A 25,048-nucleotide genomic window follows, 5' to 3' on the forward strand; every position below is an offset into this window, starting at 1 on the left:
AAAACTTTCAGGCAAGCTAAGAATCGCAGGTCAATGATGACGCGATCATGACGATATACTGCATGAATTGCTCGGCGTGCCAAGAGCAACCTGGAAGGCGGAATGGCACCTATCGGCAGAGCCCAACCTTCAGCCGACCATCAATCAATGCAGGCCGCCGACCCCGAGCAGCCTCTCGACAGCCTCGTGATCCCTGGTGAGGTTCTCCGGCGTTCCGGTCCAGGCCAGTCTGCCGCGTTCGAGAATGACGACCTGATCGGCGAAATCGAGCGCGCTCTGGATGCGCTGCTCGACCAGCAGGATGGTCATGTCTCCGGTCTTGGCGAGGTCGGCGAAGGCGGCCATCAGTTCCTCGCAGATAACGGGCGCGAGGCCCTCCAGCGGTTCGTCGAGCAGCAGGACGGAGGGGCGGCCGAGAATGGTGCGGGCGGTGGAGAGCATCTGCTGCTCGCCGCCGGAAAGCTGGCTGCCGAGGTTGCGGCGGCGCTCCTTCAGGCGCGGGAACATCGCATAGGCTTCCTCCAGCGCCGTTTTCGGTCGCGCCTTCAAGCCGACGAAAAGGTTTTCTTCGACTGTCAGCGTCGGGAAGATGCAGCGTGCCTGCGGCACATATCCGAGGCCCTTGTGCGCGCGTGCAGCACTCGGTGCCGTCGTGACATCCGAATCGCCGAGGCGGATGCTGCCCTCATATCGCCTGGTCTGCCCGGCAAGCGTTGCCAGCAGCGTGGTCTTGCCCATGCCATTGCGGCCGAGCACGGCAAGCCGAGCGCCTGCCGGCACCGAGAAGGAAATGCCTTCGAGCACCCTCGTCGGCCCATATCCGGCCGACAGATTCTCGACCTCAAGCGATATGGCTGGCATTGGCATAGCTCCCGAGATAGGCCTCGCGCACGCGCGCATCCTTGGTGACGTCTTCCGGCAGGCCATCGAAGATGATCGCGCCTGATGCAAGCACGATGACGCGTCTGGCAAAACGGAAGACGAGGTCCATGTCGTGTTCGATCATCAGCACTGCGAGATCGGCAGGCAGATCGGCCAGCGCCTGTTCGATGCGGCCGGTATCGCTCTGCGGCACGCCGGCTGCCGGCTCGTCGAGCAGCAGCACCTTCGGCTTCAATGCCAGCGCCACGGCGATCTCGAGAAGCCGCTGCTGGCCATAGGCGATTTCGCTGACCTTGCGATGCATCAGGAAAGCCAGTCCGAGCTTGCCGAGGAGATCATCGACCTCGGCCATGACATCGGGCATACGCAGGAAATTGCCGAACATGTGCCCGGTCTTTCCGTCGCGCTGAAGGACGGCAAGTCCCACATGTTCGGCCGGCGTCATGTCCTGGAAGAGCCGCGTCACCTGAAAGGAGCGGACAAGGCCGCGTCTGACCCTGCCGATCGCATCGACCTTCGTTACCAGCTCGCCGCCGAGGCGAACCTCACCGGAATCGGGAGAGAGATTACCGGTCACGAGGTTGACGAAGGTGGTCTTGCCGGCGCCGTTCGGGCCGATCAGCGCGATGCGATCGCCAGGCGACATCGTGAGCGAGACATTATTGGTGACGGCAAGGCCGCCGAAGGCTTTCTTGAGATTGGCGACTTCGAAGACCGGGCTCATCAGCGCTGCTCCCTGCGGCGGCTAACGAAGGCTGCGGCCGTGCCGAAGAGACCTTTCGGCGCAAAGAGCACGACGGCAATCAGCATCGCGCCGACCATGGTCAGCCAATGGAAGGGATTGGCGGCGGAGACATAGTCCTCAAAGAGCATGAAGATGACAGTGCCGGAAAGTGCCCCGAAGAGAGAACCGGTGCCGCCGAGGACCAGCATCACAAGCGCTTCGGCCGATTGGGTGAAAGACAGGCTGTCGAGGCCGACGACCTGTGTCGAAATCGCGTTCAAGGCACCGCCGACACCGGCAACGGCGCCGGAGATCGCGTACATCCTGATCAGAGCTGCCTTCGGCGAAGCACCCATGGCGCGGATGCGCAGCGGGTCCTGCTTGATGGCGCGGCAAAGCATGCCGAAGGGCGAGCGAACCAGGAACCTCAGCAGTACGAAGACGATCAGCAGCAGCGCCATTCCGAAAAAGAAGGCGGTGTGACCGTAGAGATCGAATTCGAAGAGGCCGAAGACCGGGTCCGGCGCAATGCCGGAAAGTCCGTCGCTGCCGCCTGTCCATGACGAGGCCTTGTTGGCGAATTCATGGAAGAGGTTGATCAGCGCAATCGACAGCACCAGCTGCGGCAGTCCATGCGCACGCAGGATGACGGCGCCGCTGAGCAGCCCGGCAACCGCGCCGCCGACAATGCCGGCCAGCATCATCAGCAGCGGATCATTGATGCCGTAATGCGCCGACAGGATCCCGGCGGCATAGGCGCCGGAGCCGAAAAGTGCGGCATGGCCGAGCGTTGCGACGCCGCAATAACCGGTCACCAGATCGAGCGACAGGACGAGCAGGGCGATCGTGATCATCCGGGTCAAAAGCGCGAGATTATCGGGGAAGGCGAAATAGCCGACCGCGCCAATGACTATGATGACCGCTATTCCGATAAGATCGCGGCCGATAGATCCGCGGCGATGCTGTAGACCTTCGTTTTCGTTGTTCATCACAAGCGCCATCTTATTTCGCCCTTCCGGCAAGGCCGCGCGGGAAGACGCAGATGATTGCGATCACGGCGAGATAGAAGAAGAATTCGCCGAATTCCGGCATCAGATACCGTCCTGTCGTATCGATCGCGCCCAGCAGCAGACAGGCGATCAGCGCGCCTGGAATGGAGCCCGCGCCGCCGACGGAGACGACGACCAGGAAGGTCACCATGTAGCGCAGCGCGTAATAGGGTTCGACGGGCAGGAGTTCGGCGCCGACCACGCCGCCAAAGGCGGCGAGCCCGACGGCAACGGCAAAACTCACCGCATAGATGATCTCGGTGCGCACACCGAGTGCGGCAGCCATCGCCGCATCATCGACGGAGGCACGCAGCTTGACGCCGAAGCTCGTCCTGTCGATCGCAAACCAGAGGGCGAGCGCCACGGCGAGGCCGCAGAGGATGACGAAAAGCCGGTGAACGGGAATGGTGCGGAAGCCGAGATCGGCCGATCCTTGCAGCGCACCGGCAAGCGGGATGGTCTTCAGCGTCGGCCCCATGACATAATTGGCGATGCCGATGACGCAGAAGGTGATGCCGATGGTCATCAGCACCTGCGTCAGTTCCGGCGCGCCATAGATCCGGCGGTAGAGAAAACGCTCGATCGGAATAGCGATGATGATGGTGATGACAACGGCGGCGATGACCGCCGCGGCATAACCGAGGCCAAGATCGCGTGCGACATAGGAAGCGATATAGCCGCCGATCATTGCGAAGGCGCCATGGGCGAGGTTGACGACGCGCATCAGCCCCATGGTCACCGAAAGGCCGATCGAGATCACGAACAGCACCATGCCGTAGGCAAGGGCGTCGACGGCTATGCTGAAAACTGTCTGCATGGAAATACCTTGCTTCCAAGCGGCGGGCTCGGCCTGATCGCAGGCCAAGTCCGTCACCTGTCTTGACGCTCGATGTTACTTGACGGCCGCCAGGCCCGGATCGCCCTGCTTCTCGAAGGTCTGGACCTCCTTGTTAATGTAGGTCCCGTCATCTGCCTTGGTGACTTCGCGCAGATAGATGTTCTGCGTGATGTGACGGCTTTCCGGATCGATCGAAACCGGGCCGCGCGGGCTGGTCCAGGCAAGGCCCTTGACCGCATCGACGGCCTTTTCAGCATCCTGCTTGCCGCCCGTCGCCTCGATCATCTTGTAGATGACATACATACCGTCATAGGCGCTGACCGCGGGGAAGGAGAGTTCGGCCTTGTTGCCGATCGCCTTGGTCGCCGCCTCGACGAAAGCCTTGTTCTCCGGAGAATCGTGCGACACGGCATAGTGGAAGGTCGTCTGGATGCCGAGTGCGGCATCGCCGAGCGCCGGCAGATCGGATTCCTGCGTCAGGTCACCCGGCGCGAAGAACTTGATGCCGGCAGCCCTCAGGCCATTGTCGTTGTAAGCCTTGACGAAGCCGAGCGTCGTCGGGCCGGAGGGCAGGAAGGCGAACACGCCCTCAGCGCCAGAATCCCTGATGCGCTGCATGATCGGGCTGAAGTCGTTGGTCGCAAGCGGCATGCGGATCGCCTCGACCACCTGGCCGCCGGCCTTTTCGAAGCCGGCCTTGAAAGCGTTCTCGGCATCGATGCCGGGGCCGTAATCGCTGACGACGGAAATCACCTTCTTGACGCCGGCGTCGAAGGCGACCTTGGCGATCGGCGTCGAGGTCTGCCAGGTGGTAAACGAGGTGCGGACGACGAGCGGGCTCTTGGTGACGATCGCCGAGGTGGCAGCGTTCATGATGACCATCGGCACATTGCCCTGCTTCAGGATCGGCGTCACAGCCATGGCATCGGGGGTGAAATAGAAGCCGGCCAGATACTGGACCTTCTCCTTGACAATGAGTTCCTGCGCAAGCGCCTTGGATTGGGCGGGATCTGCCTGCGGCACATCGCGATAGACGATCTCGACCGTATCGTTGCCGACCTTGTTGCCGTTGACCGCCATATAGGCATCGATGCCGGCCTTGAAGTTCTTGCCTTGGAGCGCGAACGGACCGGAGAACGGCCCGATGACCCCGACTTTGATGGTGTCGGCATAGGCGCTCGTGCCCATGGCGACTGCCGCAATGGCGGCCAGAAATAGTTTCTTCATTCTCTCTCTCCCTTTTGGGCGCACTCCAGCGCCGTATTCGCTAGCCGCTAGAAATTTAGCGCTAACCTGTCATGCGAAATGGTGATGTAAAGTGAAATAAGTACTGCAATCCATAACTGTACAATTATGATTGTGTTTCGAAGAGCGGAACTATCGACGGCCGGTTCTACGGTCGAATTCTGGTCCATGGCCCACCTCAGACAACCCTATCAGAATGGCAGTCCCACATAGTTCTCCGCAAGCGCCGTCGAGGCGGCGCGGGAGTGGGTGAGATAGTCGAGCTCCGCCTCCTGGATCTTCTGGTCAAAATCCCCGGTATCCGGAAAACGATGCATCATCGTCGTCATCCACCAGGAAAACCGCACGGCTTTCCACACGCGGGCGAGCGCCTTTTGCGAGTAGGCGTCGATGCCGCCATCCGATCCCTCGCGGTAATGCTCGATCAGCCCTGAGAAAAGATAATGAACGTCGCTGGCGGCAAGGTTCAGTCCCTTGGCGCCGGTCGGCGGGACGATATGGGCGGCGTCGCCGACCAGGAAAAGCCGGCCGAAACGCATCGGTTCGGCGACGAAGGAGCGCAGCGGCGCGATCGATTTCTCGAAGGACGGCGCGGTCGCCAAGGCTTGGGCGTGATGCACCGGCAGGCGCCGTCTCAACTCGTCCCAGAAGCGGCCGTCGCTCCAGTCCTCGATCTTCTCGTCGAGCGCACATTGGATGTAGTAGCGGCTGCGGGTGGCCGAGCGCATCGAACAGAGCGCAAAGCCCCTTGGATGGTTGGCGTAGATCAGTTCATGGCTGACAGGCGCCACGTCGGCAAGGACCCCCAGCCAGCCGAAGGGGTAGACCTTCTCGAAACTCCTGATCGCTCGTTCCGGAACGGCCTTGCGGCTGGCGCCGTGAAAGCCGTCGCAGCCGGCGATGAAGTCGCAATCGATGCGCTTGGCAACACCGTCTTTCACATAGGTGACGAAGGGAGAATGGCCGTCGAAGTCATGCGGCACGACATCGACGGCATCGTAGATCGACAGGGAGCCGCTCGCTTCACGCCGCTCCATGAGATCGCGCGTCACCTCTGTCTGTCCATAAACCGTAACACGCCTGCCGTCGGTCAATTCGTGGAGGTCGATGCGATGGTCGCGTCCGTCGAAGGCCAGCGAGAAACCGTCATGCGGCAGGCCCTCGGCATGCAGCCTCGCGCCTGACTTTGCCTGATCCAGCAGCCCGACGGTGCCTTCCTCCAGAACGCCGGCGCGAACCCGGCCGAGGATATAATCCTTGTTCACACGATCGAGAATGACATTGTCGATGCCGGCTTCGGTCAGAAGTTGGCCGAGCAGCAGGCCGGATGGCCCCGAACCGATGATGGCGACCTGAGTTCGCAAATGCTGCCTCCCTGCATTTTTGCGTTTTGTCAGATTCTGCCGCGCCGCGCTTGCCGCAGCAATGGACATCCCAACCTAAAAATTGCACTAATCGAACATTGGTGCCGGAGAAGCCCCACGGAGCCCCATGAGCAGACAGGTCCCTACCTATGAACTCTACGGCGAAAAGACCGGGCGAGAACCGGATTTTTGGGTGCATTGCGAAACAATTCGCTCTCGCAGCAGCTTGCATCAATGGGAGATTCGCCCGCACCGCCACGAGAGTTTCTTTCAGATATTGTACATCGAAAGCGGTTCGGGCGATGCGATCTTCGGCGAAAAGAGCCATGCCATCCGTCCGCCGGCCATCATCACCGTGCCGCCCGTGCTCGATCATGGCTTTCGTTTTTCACGCGATATCGACGGCCTGGTGATCACCCTGTTGAGATCCCATCTCAGCCATCCGCTCGGTGATCGAAGCCAGCTCGGCGAATGGCTGGCGGCGCCGCATCTGACGCCGCTCGATCCCGATAATGCCGAGGCAGCCTATGTCATGCAGACGTTGAAGCGGCTGGGCGACGAATTCGAAAACCGCCGCAGCGGCCGCAACGAGGCGTTGGCCGCCTATGTCGCCCTGGCACTGCGGCTGACGGCGAGGATTTCTCATGAAGGGAATACGCGCGAGCTTCCGCCCAACGAGAACGAGCGGCGAATGGAAATGCTGAGCGAGCTCATTCAGCAACATTTTCGATCACACAAGCCCGCGTCCTTCTACGCCAGAGAGCTTGGGCTTTCCCCGACTCATCTCACCCGCATCGTCCGGTCGATGACCGGCAACACTCCCCACGAACTGATCGCCGGTAAACTCGTCGAAGAGGCGAAACGCCAGCTGGTTTTTACGCTGGGCAGCGTTCAGGAGATCGGATTTCGGCTCGGCTTTGCCGACCCCGCCTATTTCTCGCGCTTCTTCGTTAAATACACCGGAGAAACGCCGCGGGTCTGGCGCATGAAGGAGAAGGTTCGGCTTGAAGGTGTATAGGCCACCCGCAAGGGTTGTGGGCGCGCAACTGCCCTACCAGGCTTCGACGCCCTCTTCCGTGTTGCGGGTGCGTTCGCCTGCGCGGGTCTCGTATGCGTCTCGTTGCTCAGCTGATTTGACGGCATCGTCTGAGCCATCGCGCTGGGCTTCGGGCGTCATGTAGAAGGCGAGCGCCTTTTCCAGCCGGGCGGCGGTAAGCGTGGCAGCGAAACTTTTCATGTCGTTTCCTCGGTCGACGGCCTTGAAGCTTGCTTGAGACACATAGCCTACGATGCGGCCTTCCAGGAACAGCGCGCCGATGGTTTTCACCAACTTTAGACTTTGCTTGACGATCGCTTCTACCGGATGATCTCCGCCGACCAGTTCCGTGCGATTCCGTTTGGTTTTCGCCTCACGCCGCCGGCCACGTCCAGTTTCGGACCTCCGGGATGTCCTCGCCATATTCACGGACATAGTCGTGATGCTCGGCAAGCTTGCCGCGGAAGGCGGCGAGCGCTTTGCCTGCTTTTTCCTTCAGGCCGGGTACACGCTCGATCGCTTCGATGGCGAGGTGGAAACGGTCGAGTTCGTTGAGGACGGTCATGTCGAAGGGTGTGGTCGTCGTGCCTTCCTCAATGAAGCCGCGGACGTGGATGTTGCGGTGGTTGGTGCGTTTATAGGTCAGGCGGTGAATGAGATAGGGATAGCCGTGATAGGCGAAAATGACAGGCTTGTCGGCGGTGAAGATCGCGTCGAAGGCCTGGTCGGTCAGGCCGTGCGGATGCTGATCCCTGGATTGCAGTGCCAGGAGATCGACGACGTTGACGGTGCGGATCTTCAGCTCGGGAATGGCCTTACGCAGAAGATCGACCGCTGCAAGCGTTTCCATGGTCGGCACGTCGCCGGCGCAGGCCATGACGAGATCAGGCAGGATGGTGTCGTCCTCGTTACTCGCCCAGTGCCAGATGCCGATGCCGGCCTCGCAATGTTTCACGGCCTCATCCATCGATAGCCATTGCGGCTCCGGTTGCTTGCCGGCGACGATGACATTGATGCGGTCATAGGTGCGCAGGCAATGGTCGCCGACCCAGAGCAGGGTGTTGGCATCCGGCGGCAGGTAGATGCGGACGATATCGGCCTTCTTATTGGCGACGAGATCGACGAAGCCGGGATCCTGATGGCTGAAGCCATTGTGGTCCTGACGCCAGACGTGAGAGGTCAGCAGGTAATTCAGCGACGAGATCGGCTTTCTCCACTCGAGTTCCCGCGTCACCTTCAGCCATTTGGCGTGCTGGTTGAACATGGAATCGATGATGTGGATGAAGGCCTCGTAGCAGGAGAACAGGCCGTGGCGGCCAGTCAGCAGGTAGCCTTCCAGCCAGCCCTGGCAGAGATGTTCGCTCAGCACCTCCATGACACGTCCATCCCGAGACAAGTGGACGTCGTAGGGTTCGATACCCTCCATCCAGACACGGTCGGTGACTTCGAAGACGCTGCCGAGACGGTTCGATTCTGTCTCGTCAGGGCCGAAGATACGGAAGTTGGCAGCCTTCGCGTTGCGCTTCATCGTGTCGCGCAGATAATGGCCGAGGATTTCCGTCGATTGCACCATGGCGCTGCCGCGCTTGCCGATATCGACCGCATAGTCGCGAATATCGGGAACATCGAGTTCCATGCGCAGCAAACCGCCATTGGCATGCGGATTGGCGCCCATGCGGCGCTCGCCGACAGGGGCTAGCGCCCGCAGCTCGGGTTTCAGCCGGCCGTCGCTGCCGAACAGGTCTTTCGGGTCATAGCCGCGCATCCAGTCCTCGAGGATCTTGCGATGCCCTTCATTCTCGCGGCAATTGGAGACCGGCACCTGGTGGGCGCGCCAGAAGCCTTCGACTTTCTTGCCGTCGACTTCCTTCGGTCCTGTCCAGCCCTTCGGGCTGCGCAGCACGATCATCGGCCAGCGCGGGCAGGTATCGGGCGCCTTGCCATTACGAGCTTCCTCCTGGATTTCGCGAATGCGATCGAAGACCCTGTCGAAGGTTGCGGCCATCTGCCGGTGCATGTCGCGCGGCTCGTGGCCCTCGACGAAGAAAGGTTCGTAGCCGTAGCCTTCGAAGAGGCTCTGCAAATCCTCGCGACTGGCGCGGCCAAGAATGGTCGGATTGGCGATCTTGTAGCCGTTCAGATGCAGGATCGGCAGCACGGCGCCGTCGCGGGTGGGATTGAGGAATTTGTTGGAATGCCAGCTCGCAGCCAGTGGCCCGGTTTCGGCTTCGCCGTCGCCGATGACGCAGGCGACGATCAGATCGGGATTGTCGAAGGCGGCGCCATAGGCATGGACGAGGGCGTAACCGAGTTCGCCGCCCTCGTGGATCGAGCCCGGCGTTTCGGGTGCCGCGTGGCTCGGAATGCCGCCGGGGAAGGAGAATTGTCGGAAAAGCTTGCGCATGCCTTCGGCATCCTCGGAGATATCGGGATAGATCTCGCTGTAGATGCCTTCGAGATAGGTGTTGGCGACCATGCCCGGCCCGCCATGGCCGGGGCCGCACATGTAGATGATATCGAGGTCGCGAGCGCGGATGAGACGGTTCAGATGCGCATAGATGAAGTTGAGGCCGGGTGTCGTGCCCCAATGGCCGAGCAGGCGGGGTTTGATGTGCTCTGGTTTCAGCGGCTCGCGCAGCAGCGGATTGGCCAGCAGATAGATCTGGCCGATGGAGAGATAATTGGCGGCGCGCCAATAGCGGTCGATCAGGGTGAGTTCGGCATCGTTAAGGGCGGCGGTCGAGACATGCTTTTCCATGGGTTTCTCCCGTTCGAAAACGTCTTCAACGTCAATTCTACCGGCTGCTGCCGGCAAGCTGTTGATCTGGATCAGCCACTGCCAAGAACGGACAGCGCCTCCTCGGCGATGATCTGCTCCTCATCGGTGGCGATGACATGGGCGGCGATGCGGCTTTCCCTGGTGCTGATCGTAAAGTCATTGGCAGCATTGACCTTTTCGTCGATTGCAAAGCCAAGCCAGCATAGCCGTTTAGCCACGCCTGCGCGGATCTCCGGCTGATGCTCGCCGATGCCGGCGGTGAAGACGATGGCGTCAAGGCCACCAAGCGTCGCCGCCATGCGGCCGATTTCGCCGGCAACGCGCAGGGTGAAGAGGTCGATCGCCTGGCGCGCCTCCGGCCGTCCGTCCTTCAGCAGGTCGCGCGTATCGGCGCTGATGCCGGAGACGCCGAGCAGGCCGCAACGGTGATAGAGCAAGTCCTCGATCTCCTCGAAGGATTGTTTCCTCTGACGGGCCAGATGCAGGATGATGCCGGGATCGAGCCAGCCCGGGCGCGTCGCCATCGGGATGCCGTCGAGCGTCGAAAAGCCCATGCTGCAATCGCGGCTGATGCCGTCATCCAGCGCACAGAGGCTGGCGCCGCTGCCGAGATGGGCGACAACCACCTTTGCCGTGCGCGGCGCCTTGCGGCGAAGCTCTCCGGCGATGAATTTATAGGACAGGCCGTGGAAGCCGTAGCGCTTGATGCCCTCGTCATGCAGCGCGCGGGGAATGGCGAAGCGGCGAACGAGATCGTCCTGCGTGGCGTGAAAAGCCGTGTCGAAGGAGGCCGTCTGGGCAAGATGCGGTTTCAGATGCCGGAGGGCGCGGATGAAACGCAGCGCCTGCGGCTGGTGCAGGGGCGCAAGCGGGGTCAGCGCATCGACGGCATCGATTGCGGCGGCGTCGAGGGCGATCGGCCTGGTGAAGCGGTCGCCGCCATGGACGACACGGTGGCCGGCAGCACGCGTCGCTGTCATGTCGAAGTGATCGGCGAGACGCGCGAAGGTCTCATCGATGACGCCGTGCAGGTCTTCCGTCACCTCGGCCTTCAACGGCATCTCGACTATCTGCAGCCCTTTCGTCAGGCCGAGCGACAGCGGTTCGGCGCGGAAATCGATCACGCCCTTGCCGATGCGTCGTGCCTCGGCGCCATCTATCGCGAAGATGCCGATCTTAACGGTCGAAGAACCGGTGTTGAAGGTCAGCAGCAGGTCGGTCGATGACATGTCGTCTAAGACTCCGCGCGGGTGTGAGATGACCGAACTTAGCGTCGGAGTCCCAGGCGGGAAGGATTTATTCGCTCGGGGCGCGATTTTGTCACTGCGCAGCCAGTCATCTTGTGCGGCTGGGATTGTGACGCGTCATCCTTCGTGAAGGCGACGGTACCAAGCGCTTCACCGTCAATATCGTCCGACATCAGTGGCTTACGGGGCGGGCCGGGTGGGGCGTCATGAGAGCTTCACGCTGCGGAATTATTAACAAAAGGCAAATTGCAAAACGGAACAAGGAACTATGCCATGGCCGATATTGCCCCCAGCCAGGTTCATAGCGACGCTTCCCACCCGCTCCACAGTTCGAATTCGGCCAGCAAGTGGTTCTTGCCGCTGTTTGCGCTCGTTCTGGTTTGTGGCCTTGGATATGTCGCCTATGCACTCGCCCGCGACCTGACAACCGCAGTCGCCGTTCCCTGGATTCTCCTAGGCCTTGCGCTGCTCATCGCGCTCGGCTTCGAGTTCGTCAACGGTTTTCATGATACGGCCAATGCCGTCGCCACCGTCATCTACACCCGTTCCATGCCGGCGGAATTCGCCGTCATCTGGTCCGGCTTCTTCAACTTCCTCGGCGTGCTGACCTCAAGCGGCGCCGTCGCCTTTGGCATTCTGGCGCTGCTGCCGGTGGAACTGATCCTGCAGGTCGGATCCGGCTCCGGCCTTGCCATGGTCTTCGCGCTGCTGATTGCCGCGATCGTCTGGAACCTCGGCACCTGGTCTCTCGGCTTGCCGTCGTCGAGCTCGCACACGCTGGTCGGCTCGATCATCGGCGTCGGCCTCGCCAACCAGTTCCTGGCACCGGCAGGCACCGCGACCAGCGGCGTCGACTGGTCGCAGGCAACCAATATCGGCCTGTCGCTTTTGATCTCGCCGCTGATCGGCTTCGGCCTTTCCGCTGTTCTTCTGCTGGTCATGAAACTTCTGGTGCGCAACAAGGCGCTCTATGCAGAGCCGAAAGGCAACCAGCCGCCGCCGCTCTGGATCCGCGCCATCCTGATCTTCACCTGCACCGGCGTCAGCTTCGCCCACGGCTCCAACGACGGCCAGAAGGGCATGGGCCTCATCATGCTCATTCTGATCGGCCTGGTGCCGACGGCTTTCGCGCTGAACCGCACGCCCGATGTCAACTATCTCGAAGCCTACAAGTCGGCATCGGCCCAAGTGGAAACCGCGCTCGGCAAATATGTGAAGCCTGGCGTGACGGTCGTGGACTACAAGGCCGAGGTCAGCAACGCCGTCAAGAACAAGACCTGGACGGATGCGACGACGCCGGCCCTGCAGCAATATATCCACCAGACAAGTGCCGAAGTCGCCGGCTTCCCGACGCTCGAAGCGGTGCCGACCAATCTCGTCAGCAACGTCCGCAACGACATCTACCTGATCGGCGAGGCGCTGAAGTTGATCGACAAGCAGAAGCTGCTGCCAATGGATGCCGGCGACCTCAGCGCGGTGACGAACTACCACAAGGCGGTCGACAACGCGACGAAGTTCATCCCGCTCTGGGTGAAAGTGGCGGTCGCGATCGCGCTCGGCCTCGGCACGATGGTGGGCTGGAAGCGCATCGTCGTCACCGTCGGCGAAAAGATCGGCAAGACGCATCTGACCTATGGTCAGGGCGCGGCAGCTGAAGTCGTGGCGATGGTCACCATCGCTTCGGCCGACCATCTCGGCCTGCCGGTCTCGACCACGCATGTGCTGTCGTCAGGCGTTGCCGGCACCATGGCGGCGAACGGTTCCGGCCTGCAATGGTCGACCGTGCGCAACATGCTGATGGCTTGGGTGCTGACGCTGCCGGCCTCGATCGCGATCGCCTTCGTGCTGTTCGTGATCATGCGCCAGGTTTTTTAAAGCAAATTCCCCGGCAAAGCGCGAAGCGGTTTTGCCGGGAATTGCGTCAAAACAAAAGGTAGAGCGTTCCGTCAGCCCGTCGAGGCCAATTTGGCATTGCGATCGCTGATGAAGATGCCCGCCTCGGCGGCGGGCATCGCCTTGCCGAAGAGATAGCCCTGGCCGATGTCGCAGCCAAGCTGCAGCAGGAAGGCGAGCTGGCCGTGCTCCTCGATGCCTTCGGCCGTCGTCTTGATGTTGAGGCTCCTGCCGAGGCCGAGCATGGCGCGGACGATCTTCTCCTGGCGCTCGTCGTCGCGATAGGTGGCGATGAAGCTTTTGTCGATCTTGATCTTGTCGAAACGATAGCGGGCGAGCTGGGCGAGGCTCGAATAGCCCGTGCCGAAATCGTCGAGCGCGATCTGGATGCCGGCAGCGTGCAGCTCGTCGAGAATGAGGGCGGCGATGGCGGGATCCTGGATCAGCGCGTTTTCGGTGATCTCCACTTCCAGGCGCTGCGGCGGCAGCCGGCTTGCCGAAAGGACCTTGAGAATGCGCGACGTCAACAATTTGTCTTCCATTTGCACCGGCGAGACGTTGAAGGACAACGTCACATGCTCCGGCCAGGTGAGGGCGTCGCTGCAGGCCTGGGTGAGAAGGTCCTCGAACAATGCGGTGATCATGCCGGTTTCCTCGGCAATATCGATGAAGACCGGCGGCGGAATGTTGACGCCGTCGTCGCCGATCCAACGCGCTAAGGCCTCGAAGCCGCAGAGTTGGCCGGTCTTCAGGTCGATCAGCGGCTGATAGAAGGGCTTGATCGCCTTGTTGGAGATTGCGGCGCGAAGCCTGGTTTCCAGCGCGGCGCGTTCCGTTACCTTGTCCTGCATCGAAGGTTCGAAGACGAGGTAGTGGTTGGGCCCGCGTGATTTCGCCTCGTACATGGCGAGGTCGGCACGGTGGGCGGCATCTTCGAGCGGCTCGGCTCCTTCGGCCCAGCGGTCATAGCCGACGCTGGCGCCGACTTCGACGGCAAAGCCATCGATATGGATCGGTCGGGTGACGGCCTGGATCAGCAGCTTGGCAAAACGCTCCTCGCGCTGCGCCGTCAGGGCAAAGGCGACGATGATGAATTCGTCGCCGCCGAAGCGATAGACGCAATCGGCATTGCCGAGCGCGCAGATGCGTCTGGCAACCTCGATCAACAGGACGTCGCCGCCCTTGTGGCCGACCAGATCGTTGACCTTCTTGAAGCCGTCGAGGTCGACGGAGAAGATGGTGACGTTGTGGTCCCACTCCTCGATCTCGGCCTCGTCGTCCTTGATCGGCCGGGAGAGGATCTTGCGCTCGAAGGCGTATCGGTTCGGCAGCTTGGTCAGATGGTCGTGGGTTGCGGTCCAATCGGCCTTTGCCTGGGCGGCGGCGCGCAGTTCCATTTCCTTGCGCAGGTCGGCGATGCGCAGCACCGAATAGATGAAGCTCATGGCGCCGGCGATGCCGAGCGCAAGAACGAGCTTGTCGGCGCCGTACTCGCCGAAACCGGTCATGAAGGCGACCAGGCTGTCGTCGAGCTGTAGCAGCGTGCCGAGAAGCCAGAGGGTCACTCCAGACACCACGATCGACACGCATTGCCTTCCGGCCCTGCTTTGGAAAAACACCGGCATTATGCCTTCTCCATCTCCACCTTCGCGGAAATATCACGAAAGTCTGAAATGTTTGTTGAAACCAGAAGGCGAATTATCGGAGGCGGCAGCCTGTTGCTGTGCCGCAGAGACCCGACAGGGCTTGTGGGGAACCAGGGCGTCGTTGTCAGCGCGATCCCGGATCGTGAGGTCGCTGATGCGGGAAAAGAGCGAAGGCGAGCGTGCCAATGCATCGCCCGCCCTTTCTCGTGCTTCAGGCGGTGACGATCAGCAGCGGAACGCTGACAATGAGACCGACCAGAACCGTGACTGTGGCGACACGCATGAAACGCAGGCGTCGCGTGCGCTCGCCACTCCAATCATATGTCATTCTTCCATCTCCTTGGGACAAGGAAGTAGTCCCCGCAAAGCCGGGTTCAACAGAGATGACGCGATTTGCTTGTGCAAAGCTGGATAAGATCAGCAGTCTCTAATGCTGGAAGCGCAGAGACCAGCGCTGTCCGTTGCTGGTCATGCGGATGACGGAAAGCGGCTCGACGTCGCTTAGCCAGAAGGAGGAGAGTGGCGCCTGAAGCACATGCACGATCGCTGCCCGGATGACGGCCGCATGGCTGATGGCGATCACGTGGCCGCCGAGGACGGCCTGGCCATCCATCCAACCGGCGATGCGCGTGCGCAGATCAACAAGGCTCTCACCGCCATGCGGGGCCGCTTCCGGATCGCTCATCCAGCCAATCAGGTTCTCCGGCTCTTCGGTCCCGATCGCCGCGATCGACCTGCCGGCCCAACGGCCATGGTCGCAGTCGCAAAGCGCCTGATCTATTTGGGCTTCGAGGCGGAGCGCGTCAGCAGTCTGACGGGCGCGCAAGGCGGGGCTCGTGGCAATACGGTCGGCGCGGGGCGGGGGGATCATCCTGCCGGCTTCCTCCACTGCCTTGTCCTCCAGCGGTTCGTCGAGCGGGAACATGGCCTTGCGGCTTGCTGCCGTCGCGCCGTGGCAGATCCAGGTGAGGCGCGTGTTCACAGCCGTTCTTGTCTCCCCGGAATGCGGCGACAGCGTCCTTCGCCGGCTTGTGAAGTTTCGTTGACAGTCTCTTCGGCGTGCAGATATAACCGTGCTGTTGCGGGTTTGGAAGCCGGTGTAAGTCCGGCGCGGTCGCGCCACTGTGACCAGCGTGTCGAAAGCTCTTCGCGCTGGAAGTCAGACCCTACTGCACAAGCACTCTTTCGACTGAACGCGTCATTCCCGGAGGAATACATGTCCGACACCACTTTCGCGCCCGTTGCTGTACCGGCGCCGATCCCCGTAGGAGAGATCCTGCCCTGGGCGATCTTCGGCGGCCTGCTGATGCTCATCGTCCTCTATTTCGTCGGCACCGAAGAGGGCGCGATGGCGCTGTTCAACGGCATGTATGTGCACGAATTCGTGCATGACGGCCGCCATCTCCTCGGCTTTCCCTGCCACTAAAGCGCTTCGCGATCGGAGTTCCTGACATGGTTGGAAACCTTCTGCTTCGCGGCATGCTCGCGGGCCTGATTGCCGGTATCCTCGTTTTCGCTTTTGCCCATACCTTCGGCGAGCCGATGGTCGATGCGGCGATCGCCTTCGAGGAGGCGAGCGCCCAGGCGGCCGGCGAAGCTGCCGAACCTGAAATCGTCAGCCGCGCCACGCAGGCCGGTCTCGGCCTTTTCACCGGCGTCATGGCCTACAGCGTCGCCGTCGGCGGGCTCTTCGCGCTTGCCTTCGCCTTCGTGCATGGTCGCTTCAGCCGCCTTTCGGCGCGCGGCACCTCGGCCGTCATCGCCATTGCCGCCTTCGTGGCGGTCGTGCTTGTTCCCAGCATCAAATATCCCGCCACTCCGCCGGCGGTCGGCAATCCCGACACGATCGGCGTCAGGACCGAACTGTTCTTCCTGATGATCGTCGTGTCGCTTGCCGCACTCATTGCCGCGGTGGCGCTGTCACGTCGTGTCTCCGAGCGCTTCGGTCCCTGGAACGGCGCGACTATCGCCGGCATCGCCTATCTCGTCTTCATCGGCCTCGTGCTCTCTCTGCTGCCGCCGATCAACGAGGTGCCGGAGAACTTTTCGGCGATGGTGCTCTGGGGCTTCCGCACGACCTCGCTCGGCATGCATGCGATCCTCTGGGCAACGCTCGGCCTCGCCTTCGGGGCGCTGGCGGAAAAGCGGCTTGCCGTTAAGGGCGGGCAACGTGGCCGACCGGCAACGGCATTTCACTGAACGCATTGAAGGGCGCCGCTTTTGCCGGCGCCCTGAACTTCTCGGGCGATTATGAAAAACGACAGAGCCAGACCACTGCTGCTGACGGCGTTTTCTGCCGCCGCGTTTTTTTGTGTGGTCGCCGGAAGCGCTTTTGCCCATAGCCGCGGCGACGGCGGCAGCCATGCCGGGCTGAATATCCCGCAAATCTCCCATGGCGAGATGGCTGTCATATCTGACTATCGCGGTCGGATCATCGATCTTGCATCCCGCGCCGTCGATACGAACGAGCCGTTCCGGCGCGTGCTGAACTATGCCGCGATCCAGTATTCCTACTGTCTGTGGGGCCGGATGCCGGGCAGCGTGACGGATGAGGAAAGCCCGTTCAACGAATGCGCCCATGCTTATCTCGCCGCGACCAAGGCCGTCTTGCTTTCGATGCGCGAGATGCCGCGGGAGGCTGCTGCGGCGGATGAAATCATTTCTGCGGTCGACGCCGACATGGTGCGGCGCGGGCTTGCGCTGATCAGCTGCCGCTTCAGCGGCGAAGCCTTCAACACGGCCGATATCGTCAAGCCGCGCTGGAGCGGGATCCCGTTTCATGCCGCCAGCATGGCGTCGCTGACGGGGCTTGCCTCTTTGTTCGGCTTTGGCGTGTTTGCGCTTCGCCGTTTCTCGCGGCCGAAAGCTCAATCGTCGGAATAGCGCTGCTCGCGCCACGGATCGCCATAGATGTGGTAGCCGTTCTTTTCCCAGAAGCCGGCCTCGTCGGCGGGCATCAGCTCGATGCGGCGCAGCCATTTGGCGCTTTTCCAGAAATAGAGATGCGGCACGACGAGGCGCATCGGGCCGCCATGCTCCGGCGTTAGCGGCAGGCCTTCCCAGGCGGTGGCGAGGATCGCGTCCTCGGCGGCGAAATCGGCGAGCGGCAGGTTCGTCGTATAGCCGTCGTAGCTCGTCAGCATGACGTAAGCTGCTTCCGGCTTCGGCATAGCGAGGTCGAGCAGATCGCGCGTCGAAACGCCCTTCCATTTGTTGTCGTAGCGCGACCAAGTGGTGACGCAGTGGATATCGCTCACCCCCGTGCTCTGTTCGATCGCCTGGAAGTCGGCCCAGGTGAGGGTGCGCGTCGTTTCGACGAGGCCGCGCACCTCGAGCCGCCAGGTCTCGGTCGAGATGACTGGCTGCTGGCCGAGATCGAGTACAGGCCAGTTCTTGACAAGGTGCTGGCCGGGTGGCAGGCGCTCGGCTTCGGGACGGCCGATACGGCCGGTCAGGAACTTGCCCTCTGCCGCCCAGCGGCGCTTGGATGTGGTGAGTTTGCTGTCGGCGGGCGTCTGGTCGTCGCTCATGGGCGGGGCCTCCTTGCGGTGCAGCAATAGGACATCCGCCCCTCCCGGGTGTCAAGTTTCGGCGGCCCCTTGGAAATCCCTAACCACCCCTCTAAACTCGGTCCGTTGGGTATGCCTCGCTGGGGAGTGGAGGCAGAAAAGGGGAGGAGCCGGTTCTGTCTTCGAAATATCGTGCGATAGCGGCGTTGCTGGTGGTGCCGCTGATCATCTTCGCCTTCTTCACCTATGGGAGCGCGATTGCGACGCGCGCCTATATGGAGGAAGCCTCGGCGCAGGCGGGGACGGCACTGCGCCTTGCCGTTTCGGCACTCAGCGGCCATCTCAACCGCTACGAGGCGCTGCCGGCGCTAATCGCCGATCATGACGACATCAAGGAACTGGTGAGCGCGCCTGAAGATGCGGCGCTGCGCGATGCGGCCAATCTCTATCTCAAGCAGATCAATGGGCTGCTGAAATCCTCCGATATCTATGTGGTCAAGCCAGACGGAGAGACGATCGCGGCCAGCAATTACGATGGGCCTGCAAGCTTCGTCGGACAGAATTTCAGCTACAGGCCCTATTTCCAGGATGCGATCGAAGGCCGGCAGGCACGGTTTTACGCGCTCGGCACCACCTCGCTGAAGCGCGGCTATTATTTTGCCGCACCGATCCGAACCGGCGCGGATATTCGTGGCGTCATCGTCTTCAAGGTCGATATCGACATGATCGAATCCTCCTGGGGCGGCGGCGAATACAAGATTTTCGTCTCCGATCCGGAGGGCATCATCTTCATGTCCGGCAGCCCGGAATGGCTCTACGGCGCGATCCTGCCGCTGACGGCCGACCGCGTCGCCCGCACCGAGGCGTCGCGGCGTTATGCCAATGCCAGGCTGGCGGCGCTGCCGGTGAGGCGTCACCACTTCGAGCAGCATGAGCTGATGACGCTGGCCGGCGAGCGCGGCTCGAGCGAGTATCTGGTGCTCTCGCATTACATGCCGGCCGAGGACTGGACGGTGAACGTGCTGATGGAGACGAGTTCCATCCGTGCCCAGGCACGCACGGCGCTTGCGGCAGTCTTTCTCTTCCTCTGCATCGCCGGGCTCGCGGTCGCGGTCCTGCGCCAGAGGCGGGCGCGGCTTGCCGAGCGCATGCAGATGCAAGCCGAAGCCCGCAACGAACTGGAGCGGCGCGTCGAAGAGCGCACAGCCGATCTTGCCCGCGTCAACAGCCGCATCGAAGAAGAAATCGCCGAACGGCGGCTGACCGAGCACCAGCTCCGACAGACGCAGGCCGATCTGATCCAGGCGGGCAAGCTTGCCGGGCTGGGACAGATGTCGGCTGCCCTTTCGCACGAGTTCAACCAGCCGCTCGCCGCCGCCAAGACCTATACAGACAGCGCCTCCGTTCTCATCGACCGTGGGCGGACGGAGGAGGCGCGGGACAATATCCGGCGTATCGGCGGGCTGATCGACCGTATGGCTGCGATCAGCCGGCACCTGCGCAACTTCGCCCGCAAGCCGAACGAGAAGCTTGGTCCCGTTTCCCTCGACGAGGCGATGCGCGATACGCTCGAGATCATCGCCTGGCGGCTGAAGGCGGCGGATGCCGAGCTGTTGCTCGCTCTCGGGCCGCGTCCGCCGGTGGTGCGCGCCGGTTCAGTGCGTCTCCAGCAGGTGCTGGTGAACGTGATCTCGAATGCGGCCGATGCGGTGGAAGGGCTGGATGATCGGCGCATCGAGGTTTCGGCCTTCGAGGAGGCCGGCAAGGTGGTGCTGACTGTCCGGGACCATGGGCCGGGTGTGCCGGCGGCGATCGCCGAGCGTATCTTCGATCCCTTCTTCACGACGAAGGGCGTCGGCAAGGGGCTCGGCCTCGGGCTTTCGATCTCCTATAACATCATCAAGGATTTCGGCGGCAGCCTTACAGCTGCCAATCATCCCGAAGGGGGCGCGGTGTTCCGCATCGAGCTGCGATCGGCGGCAGGGCTGATGCCGGAGGCAGCGGAATGAACGATGCGAAGATCCTGTTGGTTGACGACGAGGAGGAACTGCGCCGCTCCACGGCGCAGGCGCTGGAGCTCTCCGGCTTCAGTGTCGAGACCTATTCGAACGGCGACCACGTGCTGGAGCTGATCGGCTACAGCTTTCCCGGCGTCGTCGTCAGCGATATCCGCATGCCGGGCATGGACGGCATGACGCTGATGCAAAAGATTCGCGAGCTCGACCCGGAGGTACCAGTCATTCTCGTCACCGGCCACGGCGACGTTCAGCTTGCCGTGAAGGCGATGCGCGAAGGGGCCTATGATTTCATCGAGAAGCCGTTCACGCCGGAGATGCTTGCCGGCGTCATCCGCCGGGCGATGGAGCGGCGCGGCCTCGTGCTCGAAAACCGGCTGCTCAAGGCGGTTGCCGGCAAGCGCGACGATATCGAGGCGCGGCTGCCGGGGCGGACGCAGGTGATGGTGGATCTGCGCTACCGCATCCGGGCGATTGGGGCGAGCGATGCCGATACGCTGATCGTCGGAGAAACCGGTGCCGGCAAGGAGGTGGTGGCGCGGGCGCTCCACGACATCAGCGCCCGGGCGAGCCGGCCGTTCATCGCGATCAATTGTGCCGCATTGCCGGCGAACCTGATCGAGAGCGAGCTTTTCGGCCATGAGGTGGGGGCCTTTCCGGGCGCGGTGAGGCCGCGTTACGGAAAATTCGAACATGGGCGCGGCGGCACGATCCTGCTCGACGAGATCGGCTCCATGCCCTTCGACCTGCAGGCGAAGTTCCTGCGGGTGCTGCAGGAGCGGGTGATCTCCAGGCTCGGTTCGAACGAGGTCGTGGCGCTCGACGTGCGCTTCATCGCGACAAGCAAGGTCGATCTGGAGGCAGAGGTGGCGGCGGGGCGCTTTCGCGCCGACCTCTTCTATCGGCTGAACGTCGCGACGCTGCACGTGCCGTCTTTGTCGCAGCGGCGGGCGGATGTTCCGCTGCTTTTCCTGCAGCTGGTGCGGGAAGCGGCGGCCCGCTACGGCCGCGACGAGATGGCCGTGCCGCCAGATGTGATTTCCGACATTGCTCAGCGCGACTGGCCAGGCAATGTGCGTGAGCTGAGGAATGCCGCCGACCGTCTGGTCCTCGGTCTTGACAATGGCGGGCGGCAAGCCGAGGAGGCGACCGGGCTTGCGGAGCGTGTCGCCGAATTCGAACGCGGGGTCATTGCCAGCGCGCTGGTGGCGCATGGCGGCAGCCTCAGGCCGGTCTATGAGTCGCTCGGCATTTCCCGGAAGACCCTCTACGAAAAGATGCAGAAATACGGTCTCGACAAGCGGATGCTGACCACCGAAAGCTAGCTCGGAGCTGGGGCGGTGCTGCATCTCGCGGTGCGATGGGTGGATTTCCACCCACCGCTAGAGCCGTTTGTTTCCAAATCGACCCATGCTGCATCGCACTGTCATAAAATCGTCTTTCGAAAGCGCATGCAATGATTGCGGGTCGATTTTTCCAGGCGGCAAATAGGCTATCCGAACCGGCGCGGAGGATGTGTCGGCGGGCTTGCTTATTTCATCAGGGAGGAAACGATGAAAATTCTGAAGGCCATGCTCGGCCTGACCGCGGCTGCCGCGGTCTCTCTTCTCGCCGGCGCCGCTTCGGCGCAGACCTATCCCGAGCGCACCATCACCATGGTCGTGCCCTTTGCGGCCGGCGGCCCGACGGATACCGTCGCGCGCCTGGTCGCCGAATCCATGTCGAAGGATCTCGGCCAGCAGATCGTCGTCGAAAATGTCGGCGGCGCCGGCGGCACGCTCGGCGCTGGCCGCGTGGCGAATGCGGATCCCGACGGTTACACCATCCTGCTGCACCATATCGGCATGGCGACCAGCGCCACGCTCTACCGCAAGCTCGCCTATGACACGCTTGGCGCCTTCGACTATGTCGGCCTCGTCACCGAGGTGCCGATGACGATTGTCGCCCGCAAGGACATGGAGCCGGCCGACCTCAAGGGGCTGATCGATTATATCAAGGCCAACAAGGACAAGGTGACGGTCGCCAATGCCGGCATCGGTGCGGCTTCGCATCTCTGCGGCATGATGTTCATGAGCGCCATCCAGACGCCGCTCACAACCGTTCCCTACAAGGGCACCGGCCCTGCCATGACCGATCTGCTCGGCGGTCAGGTCGACGTCATGTGCGACCAGACGACCAACACGACGAAGCAGATCCAGGGCGGCACGATCAAGGCCTATGCCGTGACCTCGCCCAAACGGCTTGACGTGATGAAGGACATTCCGACGGCCGTCGAAGCCGGTCTGCCGGGTTTTGAAGTCGGCATCTGGCACGGCATCTATACGCCGAAGGGCACGCCGGCTGAGATCAACGAACGCCTGTCGAAGTCGCTGCAGGTGGCGCTGAAGGATGCGAATGTCGGCGCCCGCTTCGCCGAGCTCGGCACGGCGCCATCCTCCGACGCCGATGCGACGCCGGCTGCGCTGAAGGCCAAGCTCGAAAGCGAGATTGCCCGCTGGAAAACGGTGATCGAGGCCGCTGGCGAATATGCCGACTGAGGATTATCCTCGTCAGGACATGCCGGATAAGCCCCTCACCCTAACCCTCTCCCCGCTTGCGGGGAGAGGGGACTTGCGTCACTCGACGGCGGCAAGGGGCGAAGGGCTTGCAGCACTTTCCCTTCTCCCCGCATGCGGGGAGAAGGTGCCGGCAGGCGGATGAGGGCAATCGCAGCAGCAGTGCGTCACGAACCATCTCCCCAGGAGACACCATGAAATCCATCAGTTTCGATACCACCAATGCGATTTGCGGCGCGCTTTTCGTCGCGACCGGCGCTTTCTTCGCCATCCAGTCGCTGGGGCTCGACCTCGGCACGGCAGTGCGCATGGGGCCTGGTTATTTCCCGCTGGTGCTTGCCGCCGTGCTCGTGCTTCTCGGCGCGATCATCTTCATTCAGGCGCTGCGGGTCGAGGGCGAGCCGATCGACCCGTTTGCCTGGCGCGGCATGCTCTTCATCCTGCCGGCGCCGGTATTCTTCGGGCTGACGGTGCGCGGGCTCGGATTTGCACCGTCACTGTTCCTCACCGCCTTCATCGCCTGCTTCGCATCGCAAAAGATGAACGTGTTCTTCGCGATCGTGCTGTCGTTGCTGCTGACGATCTTTTCGGTTGGGGTCTTCAGCTACGGGCTCGGGCTGCCGTTCGAGCGCTTCGGCCCCTGGGTCCGGTTCTAGGAGACGATGATGGATCTTTTCAGCAATCTCGCGCTCGGCTTTGCAACAGCCGGCACTCCGGAAAACCTGCTCTTCTGCCTGATCGGCGTGCTGCTCGGCACGCTGATCGGCGTGCTGCCCGGGATCGGCGCCACGGCGACGATCGCCATGCTTTTGCCGATCACCTTCCAGCTTGAGCCGGTTTCCTCGCTGATCATGCTCGCCGGCATCTATTATGGCGCGCAGTATGGCGGCTCGACGACGGCGATCCTGATCAACATGCCGGGCGAATCCTCCTCGGCCGTGACCGCGATCGACGGCTACCAGATGGCCCGCAAGGGCCGGGCCGGCGCAGCGCTTGCGATCGCGGCGCTCGGCTCGTTTTTTGCCGGCACGGTCTCGACCTTTCTCGTCGCGATCTTCGCACCGCCGCTGACCGCAATCGCGCTGCAGTTCGGCTCGGCGGAATATTTCTCGCTGATGATCGTCGGCCTCGTCTCCTCGATCGCGCTCGCGCATGGCTCGATCGTCAAGGCGCTGGCCATGGTGGCGCTTGGGCTGCTGCTCGGCCTCGTCGGCACCGACATCTACACCGGCACGCCACGCTTCACGCTCGGCATCCGTGAATATGCGGACGGGCTGAACTTCGTGGCGCTTGCCGTCGGTGTGTTCGGGGTGGCGGAAATCCTGCGCAACCTCGAGGGCGAGTCGACACGCACGGTGCTGATGGCCAAGGTCACCGGCCTTTTGCCGTCCCGCCAGGAATTCAAGGAGATGATCGCGCCGGTCATTCGCGGTACGGCAATCGGTTCGGCGCTCGGCATCCTGCCGGGTGGTGGCGCCATTCTCGCGGCCTTTGCCTCCTATACGGTGGAAAAACGGATGTCGAAAACGCCGGAGGAATTCGGCAAAGGCGCGGTCGCCGGCGTTGCGGGACCGGAATCGGCAAACAATGCCGGCGCGCAGACCTCGTTCATTCCGCTGCTGACGCTCGGCATTCCGGCCAATCCCGTCATGGCGCTGATGGTCGGGGCGATGATCATCCAGGGCATCGTACCCGGTCCGAACGTCGCCACCGAGCAGCCGGCGCTGTTCTGGGGTATCATCGCCTCGATGTGGATCGGCAACCTGATGCTGGTCATCCTTAACCTGCCGCTGATCGGGCTCTGGGTGAAGCTCTTGACCGTGCCTTACTACGTGCTCTTCCCCATTATCATGGCCTTCTGCTCGATCGGGGTCTACAGCGTCAACGCCAACGTCTACGATCTCTATGCCGTCGCCTTCTTCGGGCTCATCGGCTACGTGCTGGCGAAGCTTCGCTGCGAGCCGGCGCCGCTTCTGCTCGGCTTCGTGCTCGGACCGTTGCTCGAGGAGAACCTCCGGCGCGCCATGATCCTGTCGCGCGGCGATCCGACCACCTTCATTACGCGGCCGATCAGCGCCATTCTTCTGGCCATTGCAGTCGCCGTCCTCATTGTCGTCTTCCTGCCGAGCGTCAAGAAGAAGCGCGAGGAGGTGTTCGTCGAGGAGGGCTAGAGCATGATGCCGAAAAGTGTGAGCGGTTTTCGGACGAGATCATGCTCTAACTATATAATGTAGAACAGGATTCAGACTTTAGGCCGGCCTAAAAT

22 protein-coding genes are annotated in these 25,048 nt (G+C 62.2%); 10 read left to right on the forward strand and 12 right to left on the reverse strand.

Annotation, left to right across the window (positions count from 1 at the left end):
• Positions 1 to 144: 144 nt before the first annotated feature.
• The 6 genes from FFM53_RS17445 to pobA all read right to left on the reverse strand — a co-directional run bounded on the left by FFM53_RS17445 (position 145) and on the right by pobA (position 6,102).
• A complete protein-coding gene (locus FFM53_RS17445) occupies positions 145 to 861 on the reverse strand; it encodes an ABC transporter ATP-binding protein (protein ID WP_138390899.1) in 717 nt (238 codons plus the stop codon).
• Positions 842 to 1,606 carry an ABC transporter ATP-binding protein gene (locus FFM53_RS17450; RefSeq protein WP_138390898.1) on the reverse strand — a complete coding sequence of 255 codons (765 nt, stop codon included), beginning with the start codon at positions 1,604 to 1,606 and terminating at the stop codon, positions 842 to 844. Before FFM53_RS17450 ends, FFM53_RS17445 begins: the two co-directional genes overlap by 20 nt.
• Positions 1,606 to 2,607, reverse strand: coding sequence for a branched-chain amino acid ABC transporter permease (locus tag FFM53_RS17455; RefSeq protein ID WP_138390897.1), 1,002 nt, complete (start codon positions 2,605 to 2,607; stop codon positions 1,606 to 1,608). The genes FFM53_RS17450 and FFM53_RS17455 overlap by 1 nt, the downstream gene beginning before the upstream one ends.
• Position 2,608: 1 nt before the next feature.
• The gene (locus FFM53_RS17460) at positions 2,609 to 3,472 is read right to left on the reverse strand and encodes a branched-chain amino acid ABC transporter permease (protein ID WP_138390896.1); all 864 of its coding nucleotides are present in this window, start codon (positions 3,470 to 3,472) and stop codon (positions 2,609 to 2,611) included.
• Positions 3,473 to 3,547: 75 nt separating this feature from the next.
• On the reverse strand, positions 3,548 to 4,720 hold the full coding sequence (locus tag FFM53_RS17465) for an ABC transporter substrate-binding protein (protein ID WP_138390895.1): 1,173 nt from the start codon (positions 4,718 to 4,720) through the stop codon (positions 3,548 to 3,550).
• A 209-nt stretch (positions 4,721 to 4,929) separates the two neighbouring features.
• The gene (pobA, locus tag FFM53_RS17470) at positions 4,930 to 6,102 is read right to left on the reverse strand and encodes a 4-hydroxybenzoate 3-monooxygenase (RefSeq protein ID WP_138390894.1); all 1,173 of its coding nucleotides are present in this window, start codon (positions 6,100 to 6,102) and stop codon (positions 4,930 to 4,932) included.
• 127 nt (positions 6,103 to 6,229) lie between these two features.
• Between pobA and FFM53_RS17475 the strand changes: the two genes are divergently transcribed.
• Entirely contained in the window at positions 6,230 to 7,120 is an 891-nt protein-coding gene (locus FFM53_RS17475; RefSeq protein WP_138390893.1) for a helix-turn-helix domain-containing protein, read from the forward strand.
• Positions 7,121 to 7,153: 33 nt separating this feature from the next.
• Here FFM53_RS17475 and FFM53_RS17480 read toward each other — a convergent pair whose 3' ends face one another.
• The 3 genes from FFM53_RS17480 to FFM53_RS17490 form a co-directional block, all read right to left on the reverse strand.
• A complete protein-coding gene (locus FFM53_RS17480; RefSeq protein ID WP_138390892.1) occupies positions 7,154 to 7,432 on the reverse strand; it encodes a hypothetical protein in 279 nt (92 codons plus the stop codon).
• 79 nt (positions 7,433 to 7,511) lie between these two features.
• Positions 7,512 to 9,896: a phosphoketolase family protein gene (locus FFM53_RS17485; protein ID WP_138390891.1), complete on the reverse strand. Its 2,385-nt coding sequence runs from the start codon at positions 9,894 to 9,896 to the stop codon at positions 7,512 to 7,514.
• A gap of 71 nt (positions 9,897 to 9,967) precedes the next feature.
• Positions 9,968 to 11,146: an acetate/propionate family kinase gene (locus tag FFM53_RS17490; RefSeq protein WP_138390890.1), complete on the reverse strand. Its 1,179-nt coding sequence runs from the start codon at positions 11,144 to 11,146 to the stop codon at positions 9,968 to 9,970.
• 291 nt (positions 11,147 to 11,437) lie between these two features.
• Here FFM53_RS17490 and FFM53_RS17495 point away from each other — a divergent pair, with 291 nt between their 5' ends.
• Positions 11,438 to 13,039, forward strand: coding sequence for an inorganic phosphate transporter (locus tag FFM53_RS17495; RefSeq protein ID WP_138390889.1), 1,602 nt, complete (start codon positions 11,438 to 11,440; stop codon positions 13,037 to 13,039).
• A 71-nt stretch (positions 13,040 to 13,110) separates the two neighbouring features.
• Here the strand turns inward: FFM53_RS17495 and FFM53_RS17500 are convergent, their stop codons facing one another.
• Positions 13,111 to 14,682, reverse strand: a complete 1,572-nt coding sequence (locus tag FFM53_RS17500; protein ID WP_138390888.1) for a putative bifunctional diguanylate cyclase/phosphodiesterase — start codon at positions 14,680 to 14,682, stop codon at positions 13,111 to 13,113.
• A gap of 448 nt (positions 14,683 to 15,130) precedes the next feature.
• Positions 15,131 to 15,685 (reverse strand): histidine phosphatase family protein, encoded by a 555-nt coding sequence (locus FFM53_RS17505; RefSeq protein WP_138390887.1) that lies wholly within the window; start codon positions 15,683 to 15,685, stop codon positions 15,131 to 15,133.
• Positions 15,686 to 15,919: 234 nt separating this feature from the next.
• Between FFM53_RS17505 and FFM53_RS17510 the strand changes: the two genes are divergently transcribed.
• The 3 genes from FFM53_RS17510 to FFM53_RS17520 are packed head-to-tail and all read left to right on the forward strand — an operon-like array spanning position 15,920 to position 17,586.
• Entirely contained in the window at positions 15,920 to 16,129 is a 210-nt protein-coding gene (locus FFM53_RS17510; protein ID WP_003542661.1) for a CbtB domain-containing protein, read from the forward strand.
• A 26-nt stretch (positions 16,130 to 16,155) separates the two neighbouring features.
• Positions 16,156 to 16,902, forward strand: coding sequence for a CbtA family protein (locus FFM53_RS17515; RefSeq protein ID WP_138390886.1), 747 nt, complete (start codon positions 16,156 to 16,158; stop codon positions 16,900 to 16,902).
• 51 nt (positions 16,903 to 16,953) lie between these two features.
• Positions 16,954 to 17,586, forward strand: a complete 633-nt coding sequence (locus FFM53_RS17520; RefSeq protein ID WP_138390885.1) for a hypothetical protein — start codon at positions 16,954 to 16,956, stop codon at positions 17,584 to 17,586.
• Here the strand turns inward: FFM53_RS17520 and FFM53_RS17525 are convergent.
• Complete coding sequence (locus FFM53_RS17525; protein WP_138390884.1) at positions 17,571 to 18,233, reverse strand: sulfite oxidase-like oxidoreductase; 663 nt, start codon at positions 18,231 to 18,233, stop codon at positions 17,571 to 17,573. The genes FFM53_RS17520 and FFM53_RS17525 overlap by 16 nt on opposite strands.
• A 188-nt stretch (positions 18,234 to 18,421) precedes the next feature.
• Between FFM53_RS17525 and FFM53_RS17530 the strand changes: the two genes are divergently transcribed.
• The 5 genes from FFM53_RS17530 (at position 18,422) to FFM53_RS17550 (ending at position 24,953) form a co-directional block, all read left to right on the forward strand.
• Positions 18,422 to 20,221 (forward strand): sensor histidine kinase, encoded by a 1,800-nt coding sequence (locus FFM53_RS17530; RefSeq protein WP_425504958.1) that lies wholly within the window; start codon positions 18,422 to 18,424, stop codon positions 20,219 to 20,221.
• A complete protein-coding gene (locus FFM53_RS17535; RefSeq protein ID WP_017961950.1) occupies positions 20,218 to 21,552 on the forward strand; it encodes a sigma-54-dependent transcriptional regulator in 1,335 nt (444 codons plus the stop codon). The genes FFM53_RS17530 and FFM53_RS17535 overlap by 4 nt, the downstream gene beginning before the upstream one ends.
• Positions 21,553 to 21,780: 228 nt before the next feature.
• Entirely contained in the window at positions 21,781 to 22,764 is a 984-nt protein-coding gene (locus FFM53_RS17540) for a tripartite tricarboxylate transporter substrate-binding protein (RefSeq protein WP_029872004.1), read from the forward strand.
• 212 nt (positions 22,765 to 22,976) lie between these two features.
• The gene (locus FFM53_RS17545) at positions 22,977 to 23,438 is read left to right on the forward strand and encodes a tripartite tricarboxylate transporter TctB family protein (RefSeq protein WP_138388982.1); all 462 of its coding nucleotides are present in this window, start codon (positions 22,977 to 22,979) and stop codon (positions 23,436 to 23,438) included.
• 9 nt (positions 23,439 to 23,447) lie between these two features.
• Positions 23,448 to 24,953 (forward strand): tripartite tricarboxylate transporter permease, encoded by a 1,506-nt coding sequence (locus FFM53_RS17550; protein WP_173883601.1) that lies wholly within the window; start codon positions 23,448 to 23,450, stop codon positions 24,951 to 24,953.
• Positions 24,954 to 25,048 lie beyond the last annotated feature (95 nt).

It is taken from the genome of Rhizobium indicum (genome assembly GCF_005862305.2).
GTDB lineage: Bacteria > Pseudomonadota > Alphaproteobacteria > Rhizobiales > Rhizobiaceae > Rhizobium > Rhizobium indicum.